The organism is Bradyrhizobium sp. CIAT3101 (assembly GCF_029714945.1).
Taxonomy (GTDB): Bacteria; Pseudomonadota; Alphaproteobacteria; order Rhizobiales; family Xanthobacteraceae; genus Bradyrhizobium.
The window spans coordinates 2,610,845-2,628,564 of record NZ_CP121634.1; the positions used below are offsets into that span (position 1 = coordinate 2,610,845).

Below are 17,720 nucleotides of genomic sequence, written 5' to 3' on the forward strand. Positions count from 1 at the left end.
CAAAGGCTCTATCGCACATGCACCAGTATCAGGACCTGCTCGAGCGGATTCTTTCAGACGGCGCCGAGAAGACAGATCGGACCGGTACCGGCACGCTGTCGGTGTTCGGCCATCAGATGCGCTTCAATCTGTCCGCCGGCTTCCCGATGCTGACGACCAAGCGGCTGCCGCTGAAGGCGATCGTGCATGAACTGCTGTGGTTCCTGAAGGGTGACACCAATATCAAATATCTCAGGGATAACGGCGTCACGATCTGGGACGAGTGGGCGGATGCCAATGGCGATCTCGGCCCGGTCTACGGTCATCAATGGCGCTCCTGGCCAACGCCGGACGGCGGCAGCATCGACCAGATCGCCAAGGTCATCGACATGATCAAGCGCACCCCGGATTCGCGCCGGCTGATCGTCACCGCCTGGAATCCGGCCGACGTTGACAAGATGGCGCTGCCGCCTTGCCATCTGCTGTTCCAGTTCTATGTCGCCAACGGAAAACTGTCGTGCCAGCTCTATCAGCGCTCGGCCGACGTGTTCCTCGGCGTGCCCTTCAACATCGCCTCCTACGCGCTGCTCACCATGATGGTCGCGCAGGTCACGGGCCTGAAGCCCGGCGACTTCGTGCATTCGCTCGGCGACACCCATCTCTATTCCAACCATCTGGAGCAGGCGCGGCTGCAACTCACGCGCGCACCGCGTGCGCTGCCGGTGATGCGGATCAATCCTGACGTGAAGGACATCTTCTCCTTCCGTTACGAGGACTTCGAGCTCGTCGGTTACGATCCGCATCCGCACATCAAGGCAGAAGTCGCGGTCTAGCACCGATGTCGCTCAGCATTCGCCGCGCGCATCCTGGCGAAGCAGGGCTCGTGCTTGGTTTCGTCCGCGAACTCGCCGAGTACGAAAAACTCTCGCATGAGGTCGAGGCGACCGAGGCTGACATTGCCGAGGCCTTGTTCGGCAGCGATCCGCGGTTGTTTTGCGCGATCGCCGAGTGGAACGGCGAGCCCGCCGGCTTTGCAGTCTGGTTCCTGAATTTCTCCACCTTCAGCGGTCGCCACGGCATCTATCTCGAAGATTTGTATGTGCGGCCGTCGCATCGGGGCAAAGGCCTCGGCAAGGCGCTGCTGGTCTATCTGGCGAAGGAATGCGTCGACAACGGCTGGTCGCGCCTGCAATGGGCGGTGCTCGACTGGAACGCGCCCTCGATCGCGTTCTACAAATCGCTCGGCGCCGCGATGCTGGACGACTGGACGCTGTGCCGGGTCTCCGGTCCTGCGTTGACGCGGCTTGCAGGGAGTGCGACCTGATGGAGATCGTCTTCGTCGTTGCGATCGCGGAGAACGGCGTCATCGGCGCCGGCAACGCGATGCCGTGGCGATTGAAGTCCGACTTGGCGCGCTTCAAGGCGCTCACCATAGGCAAGCCCGTGATCATGGGCCGTAAGACCTTCGAGTCTTTACCGGGGCGCCGGCCGCTTCCGAACCGCACCAACATCGTGATCACGCGCGATGCGGCCTATCGCGCCGCCGGCGCCGTCGTCACGACATCGGCGGCGGCTGCGGCCGCGGTTGCGCTTGGTGACGCCCTGCGGCGTTCAGCCGCTGAAATCGCCGTGATCGGCGGCGCCGAAATCTTCCGGCAATGGCTCGACCGGGCCGATCGCCTTGAAATCACCGAAGTGCATGCGCGGCCCGATGGCGACACGCATTTCGAGATCGACAGGGCGCAGTGGGACGAGACCGGGCGCGTTCGCCATCCGGCCGGGCCGGACGACAGCGCCGACTTCTCCTATGTGACATATCGTCGGCGGCCGTCCCATTAACTGCATTCGCCAATGTTAACATTGACTTTTCTACCCCCGAGCTTAGCTCGTGGGTCGGTCAGGCTTGCGTTGTAAGGGTCCTTTCGGTCCCCTATAAAGCCGGACCGGACAATGCGGGCCGGCTTTAGTTCTAGTCCCGGTCTGCCGAGGAGAGCGTCGAATGCCGTGGAAGAATCAGGGCGGTGGCCCATGGGGCTCGGGTCCGAAAGGACCATGGGGCACAGGCCCGCAACCGGTCGGGCCGAGGCCGCCGGATCTGGAGGATCTTCTGCGGCGTGGCCAGGACCGGCTGCAGCAGATCATGCCGGGTGGCTATTTCTCCGGCATCGGCATCACGCTGATCCTGCTCATCGTCGTCGCGCTCTGGCTGCTGTCGGGCTTCTTCCGCGTGCAGTCCGAAGAGCAGGGCGTCGTGCTGCGCTTCGGCAAGCATGTGCGCACCGTGGATCCGGGCCTGAACTATCATCTGCCCTATCCGATCGAGACCGTGCTGCTGCCGAAGGCGCTGCGCGTCTCGACCATTTCCATCGGCATGACGCTGATCGACGATCCGGCCCGCCGCGGCCGCTCGATCCGTGACGTGCCGGAAGAGAGCCTGATGCTGACCGGCGACGAGAACATCGTCGATGTCGACTTCACCGTGCTGTGGCGTATCAAGCCCAACGGCGTCGGCAACTTCCTGTTCAACATCCAGAACCCCGAAGGCACCGTGAAGGCCGTCGCCGAAAGCGCGATGCGCGAGGTGATCGGGCGCTCCAACATCCAGCCGATCCTGACCGGCGCGCGGACGCAGACCGAGAGCACCGTGCAGGATCTGATGCAGAAGACGCTCGACGGCTACGGCGCCGGCATCCAGATCACCCAGGTGCAGATGCAGAAGGTCGATCCGCCGGCGCAGGTGATCGACGCGTTCCGCGACGTGCAGGCAGCGCGCGCCAATCTCGAGCAGTTGCAGAACGAAGCGCAGACCTATGCCAACAAGGTCGTGCCGGAAGCGCGCGGCAAGGCTGCGCAGATCCTGCAAGCCGCCGAAGGCTACAAGGAGCAGGCGGTCGCCGAGGCCAAGGGCCAGAGCGCCCGCTTCCTGAAGGTGTACGAGGAATACAAGAAGGCGCCCGACGTGACGCGTGAACGGATCTATCTGGAGACGATGGAGCGCGTGCTCGGCGGCTCGGACAAGCTGATTTATGACGGTGGCCCCTCGGGCCAGGGCGTCGTGCCCTATCTGCCGCTCAACGAATTGTCGGCCAAGAAGCCTACGACGACGGGCCAGCAGTCGAGCGGAGGCACAAGATGAGGTCTCCGGTTACAGGCATCGTCGTGCTGCTTGCGGCACTTCTGGTCGCGATTGTCGCCTACATGTCGCTGTTCACGGTGCAGCAGACCGAGCAGACCATCGTGCTGCAATTCGGCAAGCCGGTGGACGTCGTCACCGATCCCGGGCTGCACTTCAAGGCGCCCTGGAATTCCGTGATCAACATCGACAAGCGGATTCTCGACCTCGAGAATCCCTCGCAGGAGGTCATTGCCTCCGACCAGAAGCGGCTCGTGGTCGACGCCTTTGCGCGCTATCGCATCAAGGACGCGCTGCGCTTCTACCAGAGCGTGGGTTCGATCCAGGCGGCAAATCTCCAGCTCACTTCGCTCTTGAACGCGGCACTGCGCCGCGTGCTCGGTGAGGTCAACTTCATCACCGTGGTGCGCGATGAACGCGAGAAGCTGATGGGGCGCATCCGCGAGCAGCTCGACAAGGAGGCCGACGGTTACGGCATCGAGGTCGTCGACGTCCGGATCCGTCGCGCCGATCTGCCCGAGCAGAACAGCCAGGCGGTCTACCAGCGCATGCAGACCGAGCGTCAGCGTGAAGCGGCCGAGTTCCGCGCGCAGGGTGGCCAGAAGGCACAGGAGATCCGCTCCAAGGCCGATCGCGAGGCAACCGTGATCATTGCCGAGGCCAACTCGCAGGCCGAGCAGACGCGCGGTGTCGGTGACGCCGAGCGTAACCGCCTGTTCGCCGAAGCCTATGGCAAGGATGCTGACTTCTTTGCCTTCTACCGGTCGATGACGGCCTATGAAAACGGGCTGAAGAAGGACGACACCCGCTACCTGCTGCGGCCGGACTCGGATTTCTTCCGGTATTTTGGTAACCCGTCCGGCAAGACGGCGACCGAGACGCCGGCGAAACCGTAAGCTAGACAAGGGCGGCAGGTTTGGCCGCCCTTCGTCCAGACAAGAACAGCACCACGGGAGGTTCCAATCCGATGAGGTCCATTGCGTTCGCCGACTTCCTGCCGCAACTGCCGCCCGGCTCGCCCTTCGAGGAATTCTTTGACGATTTCTTCAAGAACCGCAAAGGCCCCGGCGGCGGCAGCAAGGGCGGCGATAACGGCGGCGGCCCGCCGCGCAAGGCCAACTCGCTCGGCAGCGGCTTCATCATCGACACCTCCGGCGTCGTCGTGACCAACAACCACGTCATCGCCGATGCCGATGAGATCAACGTCATTCTCAACGACGGCACCAAGATCAAGGCTGAGCTCGTCGGTGTCGATAAGAAGACCGACCTCGCAGTCTTGAAGTTCAAGCCGCCGAAGCCGCTGGTTGCCGTGAAGTTCGGCGACTCCGACAAGCTGCGCCTGGGTGACTGGGTGGTTGCGATCGGCAACCCCTTCAGCCTCGGCGGCACCGTGACTGCGGGCATCGTCTCGGCCAAGAACCGCGACATCTCCTCGGGGCCCTATGACAGCTACATTCAGACCGACGCCGCCATCAATCGCGGCAATTCCGGCGGCCCGCTGTTCAACCTCGAAGGCGACGTCATCGGCGTCAACACCCTGATCATCTCGCCCTCCGGCGGCTCGATCGGCATCGGCTTCGCCGTGCCGTCGAAGACGGTCGCGGGCGTCGTGGATCAGCTCCGCCAGTTCGGCGAATTGCGCCGCGGCTGGCTTGGCGTGCGCATCCAGAGCGTCACCGACGAGATCGCCGAGAGCCTCAACATCAAGCCGGCGCGCGGCGCGCTGGTGGCCGGCGTTGACGACAAGGGCCCGGCCAAGCCGGCCGGCATCGAGCCCGGTGACGTCGTCGTCAAGTTCGACGGCAAGGACGTCAAGGACCCGAAGGACCTGTCTCGCGTCGTCGCAGACACCGCGGTCGGCAAGGAGGTCGACGTCATCATCATCCGCAAGGGCGAGGAGCAGACCAAGAAGGTCACGCTCGGCCGCCTGCAGGATCCGGACAAGGTGCAGGCCGCGGTGAAGACCGACGAGCCGCCGCCGGAGAAGCCGGTGACGCAGAAGGCGCTCGGCCTCGATCTCGCCGTGCTGAGCAAGGATCTGCGCACGCGCTACAAGATCAAGGACACCGTCAAGGGCGTGGTCGTCACCAATGTCGACGCCAATTCGGATGCCGCGGAGAAGCGGCTCTCCGCCGGCGACGTCATCGTCGAAGTCGCGCAGGAAGCGGTCGCGAGCGGCGCCGACATCCAGAAGCGGGTCGACCAGCTCAAGAAAGACGGCAAGAAGTCTGTGCTGCTGCTGGTCTCGAACGGCGACGGCGAGCTGCGGTTCGTGGCGCTGAGCGTGCAGTAAGGGACGCACAGTCCTGTAGGGTGGGCAAAGCGAAGCGTGCCCACCAATCTTTCTGCCGTAGTAAGAGATGGTGGGCACGGCGCGATGCGCCTTTGCCCACCCTACGGCCGCGGGGGCGCAGCTAGAGATTACGCCTCAACAAATTCGTCCCGCCGATAGCCCTGCGCATACAGCAGTGCGGTGAGGTCGCCGTGGTCGATCCGCGCAGCCGCGGCAGCGGCCACTGCCGGCTTGGCGTGATACGCCACGCCCAGTCCGGCGGCCTGGATCATCGCGAGATCATTGGCGCCGTCGCCGACGACGACCGAGTCGATGTCGTCGAGATCGAACGACTCCATCAAATCCACCAGAGTCGCCAGCTTGGCGGCGCGACCCAGAATCGGCTCCTTCACTTCGCCGGTGAACTTGCCGTCGCGTACGACGAGCTCGTTGGCGCGGTTCTCCTGGAAACCGATTTTTGCGGCGATCGCGCTGGTGAACAGGGTGAAGCCGCCGGAGACGAGGCAGGTATAGGCGCCGTTGGCGCGCATGGTCGCGACCAGCTCGCGGCCACCCGGGGTCAGCGTGATGCGCTTGGCCAGCACCTCGTCGACGACGCTGGCCGGGAGATCCTTCAGCAGCGCGACGCGCTCGCGCAGTGCCGGTTCGAACTCGATCTCGCCGCGCATCGCGCGTTCGGTGATGGCGGCGACGTGGGCCTTCATCCCGACGAGATCGGCGAGCTCGTCGATGCATTCCTGGCCGATCATGGTCGAATCCATGTCGGCGAGAAAAAGCTTCTTGCGCCGGACGCCGGCAGGCTGCACCACGATGTCGATGGGCAGATCGCCGCGAAGCTCGCGCAATCGCTCTTCGATGGCGTGACGGTCGGCTTCGAGGTTACTGTCGGCGCCGAAGGGAATGTCGACCGCAACCCCGTCGAACAGCCAGTGCGCGGGGGCCGCTTGCGGCAGCACGGCGCGGGCGCCGTCGACAATGGTCGAGTCGAGGGCGGGATTGGCGGGATTGCAGATCAGCGTGGCGACGAGGGACATTTGAGGTTTTCGTGAGCGAGAGGCATTCGAGCAAGGCCGTGCTTATCGCAGGCCCGACCGCCAGCGGCAAGTCGGCCCTGGCGCTCGAGCTTGCGCTGAACACGGGCGGAATCGTGATCAATGCCGATTCCATGCAGGTCTATCGCGACCTCCGCGTCATCACTGCGCGTCCCACGCAGGATGAGGAGGCGCGTGTTCCGCATCGCCTCTATGGCCATGTCGATGCGGCCGTGAATTTCTCCGCCGGCGCCTGGGTGGTTGACGCCGCGAAGATGCTGGAAGAGGCGAAAGACGAGGGCCGCCTGCCGATCTTCATCGGCGGCACCGGGCTGTATTTCAAGGCTTTGACGGCGGGTCTCTCGGTGGTGCCGCCGATCCCTGCGGAAATACGTGAGGACGTACGTGCCCGGCTGGAGCGCAACGGCGTGGAGGCCCTGCATGCGGAACTCGCGCGTCGCGATTCCCGCGCCGCCGATCGACTGAATCTCCGCGACAGGACGCGGATCGCACGTGCGCTTGAAGTGGTCGAGGCGACCGGTCGTTCGCTGCTCGACTGGCATCATGAGGGCGAGCCACCGCTGTTGCCCAAGGATCGTTTTCGCGCGGTGTTTCTCGCGCCCGAGCGCGACGAGCTCTATGCCCGGATCGATGCCCGGTTCGACGCCATGCTGGGCGCCGGTGCCCTGACAGAGGTGGAGCGGCTCGCGGCCCGCGGCCTCGATCCGCTGCTGCCGGCCATGAAGGCGCACGGTGTGCCGGCCCTGACCCGGCATCTGCGCGGTGAGCTCAGCCTGGAGGAGGCCGCCACAATCGGCCGGGCCGACACCCGCCACTACGCCAAGCGGCAATTCACCTGGTTTCGGCATCAATTGCCGGAATTCGAGTGGGTGAAGCCTGGGGCGGCAAGGGGGTGGCTGGCGGATGCCGCCCACGCGGTCCGGGATCCCGGTTGACGTGCTTTTGTGCTCGGGTTCCCGCATTTACCTCTCGCCGAACTACGGGAACACCGCTACACTGCCAAAATCGCGCGGGAATGGCCGCTTTGCCTTGACATCGGGGCTTTGGTCGTTATGTTTCGCGCAACCTTTGGGAAGCCGAGCGCCTGCCATGCGTAACATTATTACCAAACTCCTTATCGCCGTCGTACCCAGGCACACCGCCGGGGGTGGCTAGCTGCCATCCACATGACAGGCGGTGTGCAGGGTCCCTCTTCGGGGCCTTTTTTATTTCCCGAACCCGACACGAACGAAGCCGCTGACAACAGCGCATCCGGAGCAAGCCAATGACCGACAAGAGCCACGATCCGAACCAGATGACCGGCGCCGCGATGATCGTCCGCGCGCTCATCGATCACGGCGTGACCGACATTTTCGGCTATCCCGGCGGCGCGGTGCTTCCGATCTACGACGAGATCTTCCAGCAGAGCGAAGTCCAGCACATCCTGGTTCGCCACGAGCAGGGCGCGGGCCACGCGGCCGAGGGCTACGCGCGCTCGACCGGCAAGCCGGGCGTTGCGCTGGTGACCTCCGGCCCCGGCGCCACCAACATGGTGACGCCGCTGACCGACGCGCTGATGGACTCGATCCCGCTGGTCTGCATCTCCGGCCAGGTGCCGACGCATCTGATCGGCAACGACGCGTTCCAGGAATGCGACACGGTCGGCATCACGCGTCCCTGCACCAAGCACAATTGGCTGGTGCGCGACGTCAACGATCTCGCCAAAGTCCTGCACGAGGCGTTCTACGTTGCGACCACGGGCCGTCCGGGCCCGGTGCTGGTCGACGTTCCCAAGGACGTGCAGTTCGCGACCGGCACCTATCATCCGCCGCGCAAGTCCGACGTGCACCGCTCTTACGCGCCCCGCGTGAAGGGCGATGCGACGCAGATCCGCAAGGCCGTGTCGCTGCTCGCCGGCGCCAAGCGCCCGGTGATCTACAGCGGCGGCGGCGTCATCAATTCCGGTCCTGAGGCGACCAAGCTCTTGCGCGAGCTGGTCGAGGTCACGGGCTTCCCGATCACCTCCACGCTGATGGGCCTGGGTGCGTATCCGGCATCGGGCAAGAACTGGCTTGGCATGCTCGGCATGCACGGCACCTACGAAGCCAACATGACCATGCATGATTGCGACGTCATGCTGTGCGTCGGCGCGCGCTTCGACGACCGCATCACCGGCCGCGTCGATGCGTTCTCGCCGAACTCGAAGAAGATCCACATCGACATCGACCCGTCCTCGATCAACAAGAACATCCGCGTCGATGTCCCGATCATCGGCGATTGCGGCAACATCCTCGGCGACATCCTCCAGGTGTTCAAGGCCGAGGCGAAGAAGCCCGACATCAAGACCTGGTGGCAGCAGATCGCGCAGTGGCGCGCCCGCAACTCGCTCTATTACAAGAAGAGCAACGACATCATCCTGCCGCAGCACGCGATCCAGAGCCTGTTCGAGGCGACGCGCGGCAAGGACACCTACATCACGACCGAAGTCGGTCAGCACCAGATGTGGGCGGCGCAGTTCTACGGCTTCGAGGAGCCGCATCGCTGGATGACGTCGGGCGGTCTCGGCACCATGGGCTACGGCCTGCCCGCGGCGATCGGCGTGCAGGTCGCGCATCCCGACAGCCTTGTCATCGACATCGCGGGCGACGCCTCGGTGCAGATGACGATGCAGGAGATGTCGACGGCGGTTCAGTACGAGCTGCCGATCAAGATCTTCATCCTGAACAACCAGTACATGGGCATGGTGCGGCAGTGGCAGCAATTGCTCCACGGCAACCGGTTGTCGCATTCCTACTCGGAGGCGCTGCCGGATTTCGTCAAGCTCGCGGAGGCCTATGGCGGCGTCGGTCTCCAGGTCACCAAGCCTGCCGATCTCGAAGGCGCCATCAAGGAGATGATCTCGGTGAAGCGCCCGGTGCTGTTCGACTGCCGTGTTGCGGCGCTGGAGAACTGCTTCCCGATGATTCCCTCCGGCAAGGCGCATAACGAGATGCTGTTGCCCGAGCAGGCCAACGATGAAGCCACCGCCAAGGCCTTCGCCGGCGGCAAGGCGCTGGTGTGAGGCCATGTTCGACCTGACGGAGCTCGAGCGAGCACATGCGATCGTGGGGCAGGCGGTGCCGGCAACGCCGGCGCGCGCCTGGCCCTTGCTCGCTGGGCGGCTCGGTACCGAGGTCGTGGTCAAGCACGAGAACCACACGCCGATCGGCGCCTTCAAGGTGCGCGGCGGGCTCGTCTATCTCGACCGTCTCAAGCGTGAGCGGCCGAACACGCCCGGCATCATTTCGGCGACGCGCGGCAATCACGGCCAGAGCCTGGCCTTTGCCGCGAGCCGTCACGGCGTGCCGGCGGTCATCTACGTGCCGCGCGGCAATTCGGTCGAGAAGAACCGCGCGATGAAGGCCTTTGGCGCCGAGCTGGTCGAGCACGGCGAGGACTTTCAGGCCGCGCGCGAGGAGGCCGAGCGGCGCGCGCAGTTTGCCGGGCTCCATATGGTGCCGTCATTCCACCCGGACCTCGTGCTGGGCGTTGCGACCTATGCGCTCGAGCTGTTCCGGTCCGCATCCGATCTCGACGTTCTCTACGTGCCGATCGGGCAGGGCTCCGGCATCTGCGGCTGCATCATGGCGCGTGACCTGCTTGGCCTGAAGACGGAAATCGTCGGTGTGCAGTCGACGGAAGCGCCGTCCTACGCACTCTCATTCGCCGCCGGCAAGATCGTGACCACTGAGACGGCGAATACGCTCGCCGACGGCATGGCGACGCGTATCCCCGACGAAGATGCGCTCGCGCTGATCCGCAAGGGGGCCTCACGCATCGTAGAGGTCTCGGACGACGAGGTCGCCGCCGCGATCCGCGCCTACTGGACCGATACACACAATCTCGCCGAAGGCGCCGGTGCTGCCGCGCTCGCCGCGGCGCTGCAGGAAAAGAGCAAGCTGAAGGGCAAGCGCGTCGGTCTCGTGCTGTCCGGCGGCAATATCGATTTCGATCTGTTCCGCCGTTGGGTCGGGACGGACGCGCCAGCGATGGCGTGAGGAAGAGACAAGAGGGGACGACAATGAACCAGCCCGCATCCGCCTACTTCATCGAAGACCGCCATGATCCCAACGAGACGCACACGCTTGCAGTGCTCGTGCAGAACGAGCCCGGCGTGCTCGCCCGTGTCATCGGCCTGTTCTCCGGCCGCGGCTACAACATCGAGAGCCTCACGGTCTCGGAGACTGAAGCGCAGAAGCATCTGTCGCGGATCACCATCGTCACCACGGGCACGCCGATGGTGATCCAGCAGATCAAGCACCAGCTCGATCGCATGATCCCGGTCTACCAGGTCGTCGACATGACCCAGACCAAGCGCTCGATCGAACGGGAGCTTGCGATGGTGAAGGTGCGCGGGCAGGGCGAGCACCGCGTCGAGGCGCTGCGGCTGGCGGACGCGTTCCGCGCCCGCGTGATCGACGCCACCACCGAGAGCTTTGTGTTCGAGATCACAGGCAATACCGACAAGATCAACCAGTTTATCGACCTGATGCGCCCGCTCGGCCTTGTCGAGGTGTCGCGCACCGGCGTTGCCGCGATCGGCCGCGGGCCCGAAGGGATGTGAACCATGCTGGCGCGCGACTGGTACTATAACGAGCGGAACCGGATGGGCATCGAGCCCGCGGTAGCGTCGATCTACGACGCCCACGACGATGCCGATCTGCGGGCGCGCGCCGCACTGAAAATGCTGGGAGTTCAGCGCGGCTGGCGAATCGCCGACATCGGCTGCGGCAATGGCGTGCTCGCCACCGAAGCGGCGCTGATGGGCGCCGAGGTTGACGCCATCGACATCTCGCCGGCGATGCTGGCGCTGGCCGAGATCTATGCCCGCGACCGCAAGGCGCCCGTGCGGACGCAGTCCGCCGGCCTGCTCAGCTTTGCCTACCGGCCGGAATCCTACGATTTGATCGTCAGCGAGTTCACGCTGCATCACCTGCCCGACTTCTGGAAGGTCGTGGCGATGTCGCGGATCTTTCGCGCTTTGAAGCCCGGCGCGAGCTTCTACCTGCGCGACATCGTCTACGCCTCGATGCCCGATGCCGTCGAGCGCAATGTCGAGGAGTGGGCCGACTACCAAATCAAGAACCATGATTTCTCGCGCGAGGGCGTGGTGACGCATATGCGCGACGAATATTCCACCTTCGGCTGGGTGATGGAGCGGATGCTGACCGACGTCGGTTTCACGCTGGTCTCGGCCGACTATCACGCACCGATGCACGGCACTTATCTCCTCCGCAAACCCAAAGCCGGCGAGCAAGGCTAGACCAGAAGAACAAGCAGGGCTGCACGACAGGGCAGAACCGGAAACAACAATGAAGCCGGCCGATATCCTCATCGCCCTCATGGTGGCGATCATCTGGGGGTTTGCCTTTGTGGCGAGCCGGATCGCGCTCGACGAATTTTCGCCGGAGCTGATGACCGCGATGCGATTTTCCATCGCCGCGGTGCCGTGCCTGTTCATTCCCAGACCGAAGGTCGCCTGGTCGCTGCTGATCGCCATCAGCTTTACGCTGTTTCTCGGCCAGTTCCTGAGCCAGGCCTACGGCATCGCCCATGGTGTGCCGGTGGGGCTGACCAGCGTCGTCGTGCAGAGCCAGGCGCTGTTCACGATCGGCTTCGCGGCGCTCGTCTTCGGCGAGCGGCCGACGCCGGTACAGACGCTAGGAATTGTCATTGCGGCCATCGGGCTGCTCATGATCTGCGGCACCGTCGGCTATGATTTCAGCGTCGGCGCTTTCGCGGTGCTGATGATCGCCCCGATCTGCTTTGCCGTCGGCAATCTCCTGCTGCGCGGTGCGCGCGGCGCGCCGATGTTCGATCTGTTCGCCTGGCTGTGCCTCACGGCCGCGGTGCCGCTGTTCGCACTCGCGCTCGTCGTGAACGGGCCGGCGCCGACCTTCCAGTCGCTGATCCATATGTCGCTGACCGGCCTCGTCTGCCTGCTGGTGATCGGCGCGATCTCCACCAGCATCGCCTATTGGCTATGGGGCCGGCTGCTGCGTGACTATCCCGCGGCGCAAGTGGTGCCGTTCGCGCTGCTGGTGCCGTTCGTCGGATCGGCCGCCTCCAGCATCGTGTTCGGCGAACGGTTCGGGCCGCTGCGTCTCGCCGGCATGCTGACCGTGATCGGCGGCATTGCGGTGATGGTGCTGGTCAAGCGGCCCCAACCGCTCGCGAAGGCTGCGTGAGGTGAACATGGCCTACTCGCTCTTCTATGCGTTCCTCGCCTTCATGGTGGTGATGTACTTCACCCCGGGGCCGAACAACATCATGCTGCTGGCCTCGGGCCTGACCTACGGCTTCCGGCGCACCATTCCCCACATCGCAGGCATCGTCATCGGCTTTGCCTTCATGGTCGGCGCTGTCGGCCTCGGGCTCGGCACGGTGTTCCTGGCGTACCCGATCCTCCAGACCATCCTGAAATACGCCGGTGCGGCCTACCTGATCTATCTTGCCGCCGTGATCGCCATGTCGGGACCGACCACGCCGGGCAGCGAGGACGGTCGCGGCCCGATGACCTTCTGGGGCGCCGCCATGTTCCAGTGGATCAATGCCAAGGGCTGGGTGATCGTGATCGGCACCATCACGGCCTATGCGGCGATTGCCCAATTCCCGATCAACATCGCCATCCAGACCCTGATCAGCCTGCTGGTCGGTACGGCCTCGACCGTGGTCTGGGCCTTCTTCGGCACCGCACTACGCCCGGTGCTGACCTCGGAGCGGCTGGTCCGCGCCTTCAATATCCTGATGGCGCTCCTGCTGCTCGCCTCCCTCTACCCCGTTTTCATGGATGCATGATGTCGCGGATTTCCATGCAGAAACGGGTTTCCCTAAGGGCTGAAAATGCTCTAGACAGCCCTCGAAATCCGCAAATTTCACCCTTCGGACACTGACTATCGGCCGATTCTGGCCCTGAACGAGGAAACGACTATGCGTGTTTATTACGATCGCGACGCCGACCTGAACCTGATCAAGGGGAAGAAGGTCGCCATCGTCGGCTATGGCAGCCAGGGTCACGCCCATGCGCTCAACCTGAAGGACTCCGGCGTCAAGGACGTGGCGATTGCGCTGCGCAAGGACTCGGGCTCGGTCAAGAAGGCGGAAGCCGCCGGCTTCAAGGTGATGGAAGTCGCCGAAGCCGCCAAATGGGCCGACCTCGTCATGATGCTGACCCCGGACGAGCTCCAGGGCGACATCTACCGCGAGCACCTGCACGACAACATGAAGAAGGGCGCTGCCCTGGTGTTCGCGCACGGCCTCAACGTCCACTTCAACCTGCTCGACCCGCGCGCTGACCTCGACGTGCTGATGATCGCGCCGAAGGGCCCCGGCCACACCGTGCGCTCGGAGTATCAGCGCGGCGGCGGCGTGCCCTGCCTGATCGCGATCGCCAAGGACGTCTCGGGCAACGCCCATGACCTCGGCCTGTCCTACGCCTCCGCTGTCGGCGGTGGCCGCGCCGGCATCATCGAGACCACCTTCAAGGAAGAATGCGAGACCGACCTGTTCGGCGAGCAGGTCGTGCTCTGCGGCGGTCTGGTCGAGCTGATCAAGGGCGGCTACGAGACCCTGGTCGAAGCCGGCTACGCCCCGGAGATGGCCTATTTCGAGTGCCTGCACGAAGTGAAGCTGATCGTCGACCTGATCTATGAAGGCGGCATCGCCAACATGAACTACTCGATCTCCAACACGGCCGAATACGGTGAGTACGTCACCGGTCCGCGCATCGTCACCGCCGAGACCAAGGCCGAGATGAAGCGCGTCCTCGCCGACATCCAGGGCGGCAAGTTCGCCCGCGACTGGATGCTCGAGAACAAGGTCAACCAGACCTCGTTCAAGGCGACCCGCGCCAAGCTCGCCCAGCACCCGATCGAGGAAGTCGGCGCGAAACTCCGCGACATGATGCCCTGGATCAAGAAGGGCGCGCTGGTCGACAAGTCGAAGAACTAAGGCGGCGATCTCTGGACGTGGCGCGTCGCCGACGCGCTACGTTCGGGACGCGAGAGCGAAAGCACAAGCTTCGCTCGCCAAACCAAATCTTAAATCTTCGCGATTATGTCTGGGCGAGATCGCAACCTGCGGTCTCGCTCTTTTCTTCTCGCCCGAAGCATTGCTGCTTCATTCAAATTCTTCGCGAGTTGATGTGCTCCCAGAGAGCCAAGAACTGACGCTTAATCCACATTCTTGAGTTCGCGTCGTTTCTCAGAATTTTTCCGGAACGCACGATCGCCAAAAGCGCTGTGTCCTCAGAGTCTAGGATTCGGCTCTTCATCCGTGCTTTCAACGTGCAATCAATCGTATTTCGCGACGTTCGCACGCCACTTCATCTTAAGAACCGACACTTGCCACGCCTTCTTGCAGGGCGGCGCAGGCTCGAAAATGATCATCGGTGCGCGGCCTGAGAACCCGATGGCATTGCGCTGGCGGAGCCTCCCCCTACATTGGTCGCGGGGTACAAAAGGGGGGAGAGGACCATGCGATCCGTCGTCGTTACCGGCGCGTCCACCGGCATTGGCTGGGCCATTGCGAAATTTCTGATCGGGCGCGGCTATCGCGTCTTCGGCAGCGTCCGCAAGCAGGCCGATGCCGATCGGCTGAACGGTGAGTTCGGCCAAAACTTCACGCCACTGCTGTTCGACGTCACCGACGAGGCCGCGGTGCTGGCCGCTGCGCGCCAGGTGCGCGAGGCGCTGGGCGGCGAGACACTGGCTGGTCTCGTCAACAACGCCGGCGTTGCCGTCGCCGGCCCCGTGCTCGAATTGTCGGCGGATGATTTCCGCCGCCAGATGGACATCAACGTCATCGGCCCGGTGATTGCGACGCAGGCGTTCGGACCGCTGCTCGGTGCGGACCCATCGCTGAAGGGGCCGAAGGGCCGCATCGTGATGATCAGCTCGGTCGCTGGCAAGAACGGTAACCCGCTGTCGGCGCCCTATTGCACCTCCAAGCACGCGATCGAGGGCCTGTCGGAAAGCCTGCGCCGTGAGCTGATGCTGTTCGGCATCGACGTCATCATCGTTGCGCCCGGCGCAGTGAAGACGCCGATCTGGAGCAAGGCCGAGCAGTTCGATATGTCGGTCTATCAGAACTCGCCCTATCTGCCGGCGCTCAACAAGGTCATGGCGTTCATGATGAAGCTCGGTGAGACCGGGCTGCCGGCCGAGCGGATCGCCGAAGTCGTCTTCGAGGCGCTCACGGCTGCGAGCCCCAAGGTTCGCTACCAGATCGCGCCCGACCGGCTGCGGCACTTCATGACGGCCACGCTGCCCAAGCGAACGGTCGACCGCATCATCGCCAAGCGGCTCGGGCTGCTGCCGCAGAGCTAGAGCATGCGAAGCATTCTGATTGCGGCCCTTTGCGCCTTGGTCTCCACGGTCCTGGCCTCTGCGGCGCAAGCCGGGGACCAGGGCGATCCGCGGTCCTGCGACGGCTCGACCGCGGAGATGGTCGAGTGCCTGAAGGCGCAGACCGCGCAATGGGACAAGCGCATGACCATCGCCTATCAGCAGGCGATGAAGAATGCGGCGGATGCGCAGCGCGACCAGCTTCGCGCTGCGCAACGGCTCTGGATCCAGTACCGCGACGCCAATTGCCTGTATTACGGCATGGGCGAGGGCACCATTGCGCGCGTCGATGCCGGCGAGTGCCTGCGCCGGATGACCGAGGTCCGCGCGCGCGAGCTCGAGGGCCTCGGCCGCTGACGCGATCAGGCTTTGGCGGCTTGCGGGGTCGCGCGTGAGGCCATCGCGATCATCCGCAGCGCCATCACGGCGAGCAGCGGAAGGAGGAACGCCGCGTAACCAGGCATGGTCGTCACGCGCTTGCCAAACGACACCATGAACTGGAACCAGAGATAGTAGCCGCCGATGAGGTGCAGCGCGCGCCAGACGTGCGGTCCGATCAGTGCGGCCGTTCGGTCGAACGAGGTCGCGCTCATGGCGACGATCACGGCATAGCCGATGCCGCCGAAGATGTAGGAGGCCGGCGAGGTCGCCTCCGCAAAGCCGGCCGGGTCCATTTTCGCGAATACGACGATTGCAACCGCATGGATGGTGTGGGAGGCGGCAAAGCTCAAGCCGAGATAGCGGCGATTTCGGCGCTGCCAGCGCGTCCAGGCGTTCGGCCAGAGCCGCGCCAGCGCCGCGGCACTGAACGCCAGGCAGAACAGCGAGAGCGAGCTGCGCGCCGTGAAACGGATCACCATCCGGACGCCCTCGACCTCGAACTGTCGCATTGAGGCGATCCAGAGGCATAAGGCAATCAGGCACAGCGTGAGGACGGCGAGCAGCCGCCAGCCTTCGAACCAGCTTTGACGTTGCGACATGGTGGTCTCCTCCTTTATGTAATCATTGATTACATTTCGGGGCGATGTAGCCGTCAATGGTGTAATCGCTGCTTACATTCACGTTCGGGTGATGCTAGAAGGCGCCATGCCCGCCCGTCAGACCAAGCCTCGGACCTCCAAACCTCGCGCCCGCCGCCAGACATCCGAAGCCCGGCCCTATCATCACGGCGACCTCCGCCGCGTGCTGATTGATGCTGCGCTGCAACTGGCGGCTGAGGGTGCCGAGGTCTCCGTGCGCGAGGCGGCGCGCCGGGCGGCGGTGTCGCCGGGAGCGCCGTTCCGGCACTTTCCCAACCGCGACGCCCTGATGGCTGCGGTGGCCGAGGAAGCGCAGCGGCGCTTTCGCGTCGAGATCGAGGCTGCGCTGGCGGAGGCGCCGTCGGCCGACCCGCTGGTCCGCTTCCGCGCCTTCGGCATCGCCTATGTGCGATGGGCGATGCGCAACCCCGCCCATTTCGAGATCATCTCGACAGGCCGCTATTTCGCCCATGGCAGTTCGGCCGAGCTGACGCGCGACAATGCCGAGCTGGTCGCGTTGACCGAGCGGATGCTGGCCGAGGCGGCCGCGCACGGCCTGCTGCGGTCGGCGGATCTCAAGCGCATCCTGATCGCCGGCCGTGCCCTGATCTACGGCTTTGCCCGGATGAACCTCGACGGCCATTTTCCGCGCTGGGGCGTGGCGGAAGACGAAGTCGAGCGGATGGCGGAGGGGGTGATCGATCTGTTCATCGCCGGGATCGCCAAACCCTAGCGTCGCCCGAGGTGCGGCCTTTCGCCTCCCGCTAACATTAAGCGAAGGTCGGATGGCGGATCGCGTTGCCTGCCCGTGACCATTCCATTACAGTTTTATGACACGGCGCAGGCTTTCCGGCTGCGCCGAACGCCGCGGGCCGGTCAGAC

At 64.4% G+C, this 17,720-nt stretch carries 18 protein-coding genes and 1 pseudogene; 17 read left to right on the forward strand and 2 right to left on the reverse strand.

Annotation, left to right across the window (positions count from 1 at the left end; all coding sequences use genetic code 11):
* Positions 1-17 precede the first annotated feature (17 nt).
* The 6 genes and pseudogenes from QA645_RS12200 to QA645_RS12225 all read left to right on the forward strand — a co-directional run.
* A complete protein-coding gene (locus QA645_RS12200) occupies positions 18-812 on the forward strand; it encodes a thymidylate synthase (RefSeq protein ID WP_283050450.1) in 795 nt (264 codons plus the stop codon).
* Positions 813-817: 5 nt separating this feature from the next.
* Positions 818-1,303: a GNAT family N-acetyltransferase gene (locus tag QA645_RS12205; protein ID WP_283050452.1), complete on the forward strand. Its 486-nt coding sequence runs from the start codon at positions 818-820 to the stop codon at positions 1,301-1,303.
* Entirely contained in the window at positions 1,303-1,818 is a 516-nt protein-coding gene (locus tag QA645_RS12210) for a dihydrofolate reductase (protein ID WP_283050453.1), read from the forward strand. The genes QA645_RS12205 and QA645_RS12210 overlap by 1 nt, the downstream gene beginning before the upstream one ends.
* 160 nt (positions 1,819-1,978) lie before the next feature.
* The gene (gene hflK / locus QA645_RS12215) at positions 1,979-3,115 is read left to right on the forward strand and encodes an FtsH protease activity modulator HflK (protein WP_254133294.1); all 1,137 of its coding nucleotides are present in this window, start codon (positions 1,979-1,981) and stop codon (positions 3,113-3,115) included.
* On the forward strand, positions 3,112-4,008 hold the full coding sequence (locus QA645_RS12220; RefSeq protein ID WP_254133293.1) for a protease modulator HflC: 897 nt from the start codon (positions 3,112-3,114) through the stop codon (positions 4,006-4,008). The genes hflK and QA645_RS12220 overlap by 4 nt, the downstream gene beginning before the upstream one ends.
* A 101-nt stretch (positions 4,009-4,109) precedes the next feature.
* Positions 4,110-5,405, forward strand: a pseudogene (locus tag QA645_RS12225) (Do family serine endopeptidase); the annotation flags it as partial.
* Positions 5,406-5,533: 128 nt separating this feature from the next.
* On the opposite strand, the gene serB reads toward QA645_RS12225, so the two are convergent.
* Positions 5,534-6,439, reverse strand: a complete 906-nt coding sequence (serB, locus tag QA645_RS12230; protein ID WP_283050459.1) for a phosphoserine phosphatase SerB — start codon at positions 6,437-6,439, stop codon at positions 5,534-5,536.
* Between the two features lie 11 nt (positions 6,440-6,450).
* On the opposite strand from serB, the gene miaA reads away from it, so the two are divergent.
* From miaA to QA645_RS12280, 10 genes are all read left to right on the forward strand, one after another.
* Complete coding sequence (gene miaA / locus QA645_RS12235; protein WP_283050462.1) at positions 6,451-7,392, forward strand: tRNA (adenosine(37)-N6)-dimethylallyltransferase MiaA; 942 nt, start codon at positions 6,451-6,453, stop codon at positions 7,390-7,392.
* A gap of 329 nt (positions 7,393-7,721) precedes the next feature.
* Positions 7,722-9,497, forward strand: a complete 1,776-nt coding sequence (locus QA645_RS12240) for an acetolactate synthase 3 large subunit (RefSeq protein ID WP_254133289.1) — start codon at positions 7,722-7,724, stop codon at positions 9,495-9,497.
* 4 nt (positions 9,498-9,501) lie between these two features.
* Positions 9,502-10,473: a threonine dehydratase gene (locus QA645_RS12245; RefSeq protein ID WP_254133288.1), complete on the forward strand. Its 972-nt coding sequence runs from the start codon at positions 9,502-9,504 to the stop codon at positions 10,471-10,473.
* Between the two features lie 23 nt (positions 10,474-10,496).
* A complete protein-coding gene (gene ilvN, locus QA645_RS12250) occupies positions 10,497-11,039 on the forward strand; it encodes an acetolactate synthase small subunit (RefSeq protein WP_254133287.1) in 543 nt (180 codons plus the stop codon).
* A 3-nt stretch (positions 11,040-11,042) separates the two neighbouring features.
* Positions 11,043-11,738, forward strand: coding sequence for a class I SAM-dependent methyltransferase (locus tag QA645_RS12255; RefSeq protein ID WP_254133286.1), 696 nt, complete (start codon positions 11,043-11,045; stop codon positions 11,736-11,738).
* A 49-nt stretch (positions 11,739-11,787) separates the two neighbouring features.
* Positions 11,788-12,663: an EamA family transporter gene (locus QA645_RS12260; protein WP_283050464.1), complete on the forward strand. Its 876-nt coding sequence runs from the start codon at positions 11,788-11,790 to the stop codon at positions 12,661-12,663.
* 7 nt (positions 12,664-12,670) lie between these two features.
* Entirely contained in the window at positions 12,671-13,273 is a 603-nt protein-coding gene (locus QA645_RS12265) for a LysE family translocator (protein ID WP_254133284.1), read from the forward strand.
* 132 nt (positions 13,274-13,405) lie between these two features.
* A complete protein-coding gene (gene ilvC / locus QA645_RS12270) occupies positions 13,406-14,425 on the forward strand; it encodes a ketol-acid reductoisomerase (protein ID WP_028145443.1) in 1,020 nt (339 codons plus the stop codon).
* Between the two features lie 524 nt (positions 14,426-14,949).
* A complete protein-coding gene (locus QA645_RS12275; RefSeq protein ID WP_283050467.1) occupies positions 14,950-15,801 on the forward strand; it encodes an SDR family oxidoreductase in 852 nt (283 codons plus the stop codon).
* A gap of 3 nt (positions 15,802-15,804) precedes the next feature.
* On the forward strand, positions 15,805-16,176 hold the full coding sequence (locus tag QA645_RS12280) for a lysozyme inhibitor LprI family protein (RefSeq protein WP_283050468.1): 372 nt from the start codon (positions 15,805-15,807) through the stop codon (positions 16,174-16,176).
* A 5-nt stretch (positions 16,177-16,181) separates the two neighbouring features.
* Here QA645_RS12280 and QA645_RS12285 read toward each other — a convergent pair whose 3' ends face one another.
* Positions 16,182-16,799 carry a hypothetical protein gene (locus tag QA645_RS12285; protein ID WP_283050470.1) on the reverse strand — a complete coding sequence of 206 codons (618 nt, stop codon included), beginning with the start codon at positions 16,797-16,799 and terminating at the stop codon, positions 16,182-16,184.
* Positions 16,800-16,905: 106 nt separating this feature from the next.
* On the opposite strand from QA645_RS12285, the gene QA645_RS12290 reads away from it, so the two are divergent.
* Entirely contained in the window at positions 16,906-17,571 is a 666-nt protein-coding gene (locus QA645_RS12290) for a TetR/AcrR family transcriptional regulator (protein WP_283050472.1), read from the forward strand.
* The last annotated feature ends 149 nt before the right edge of the window (positions 17,572-17,720 follow it).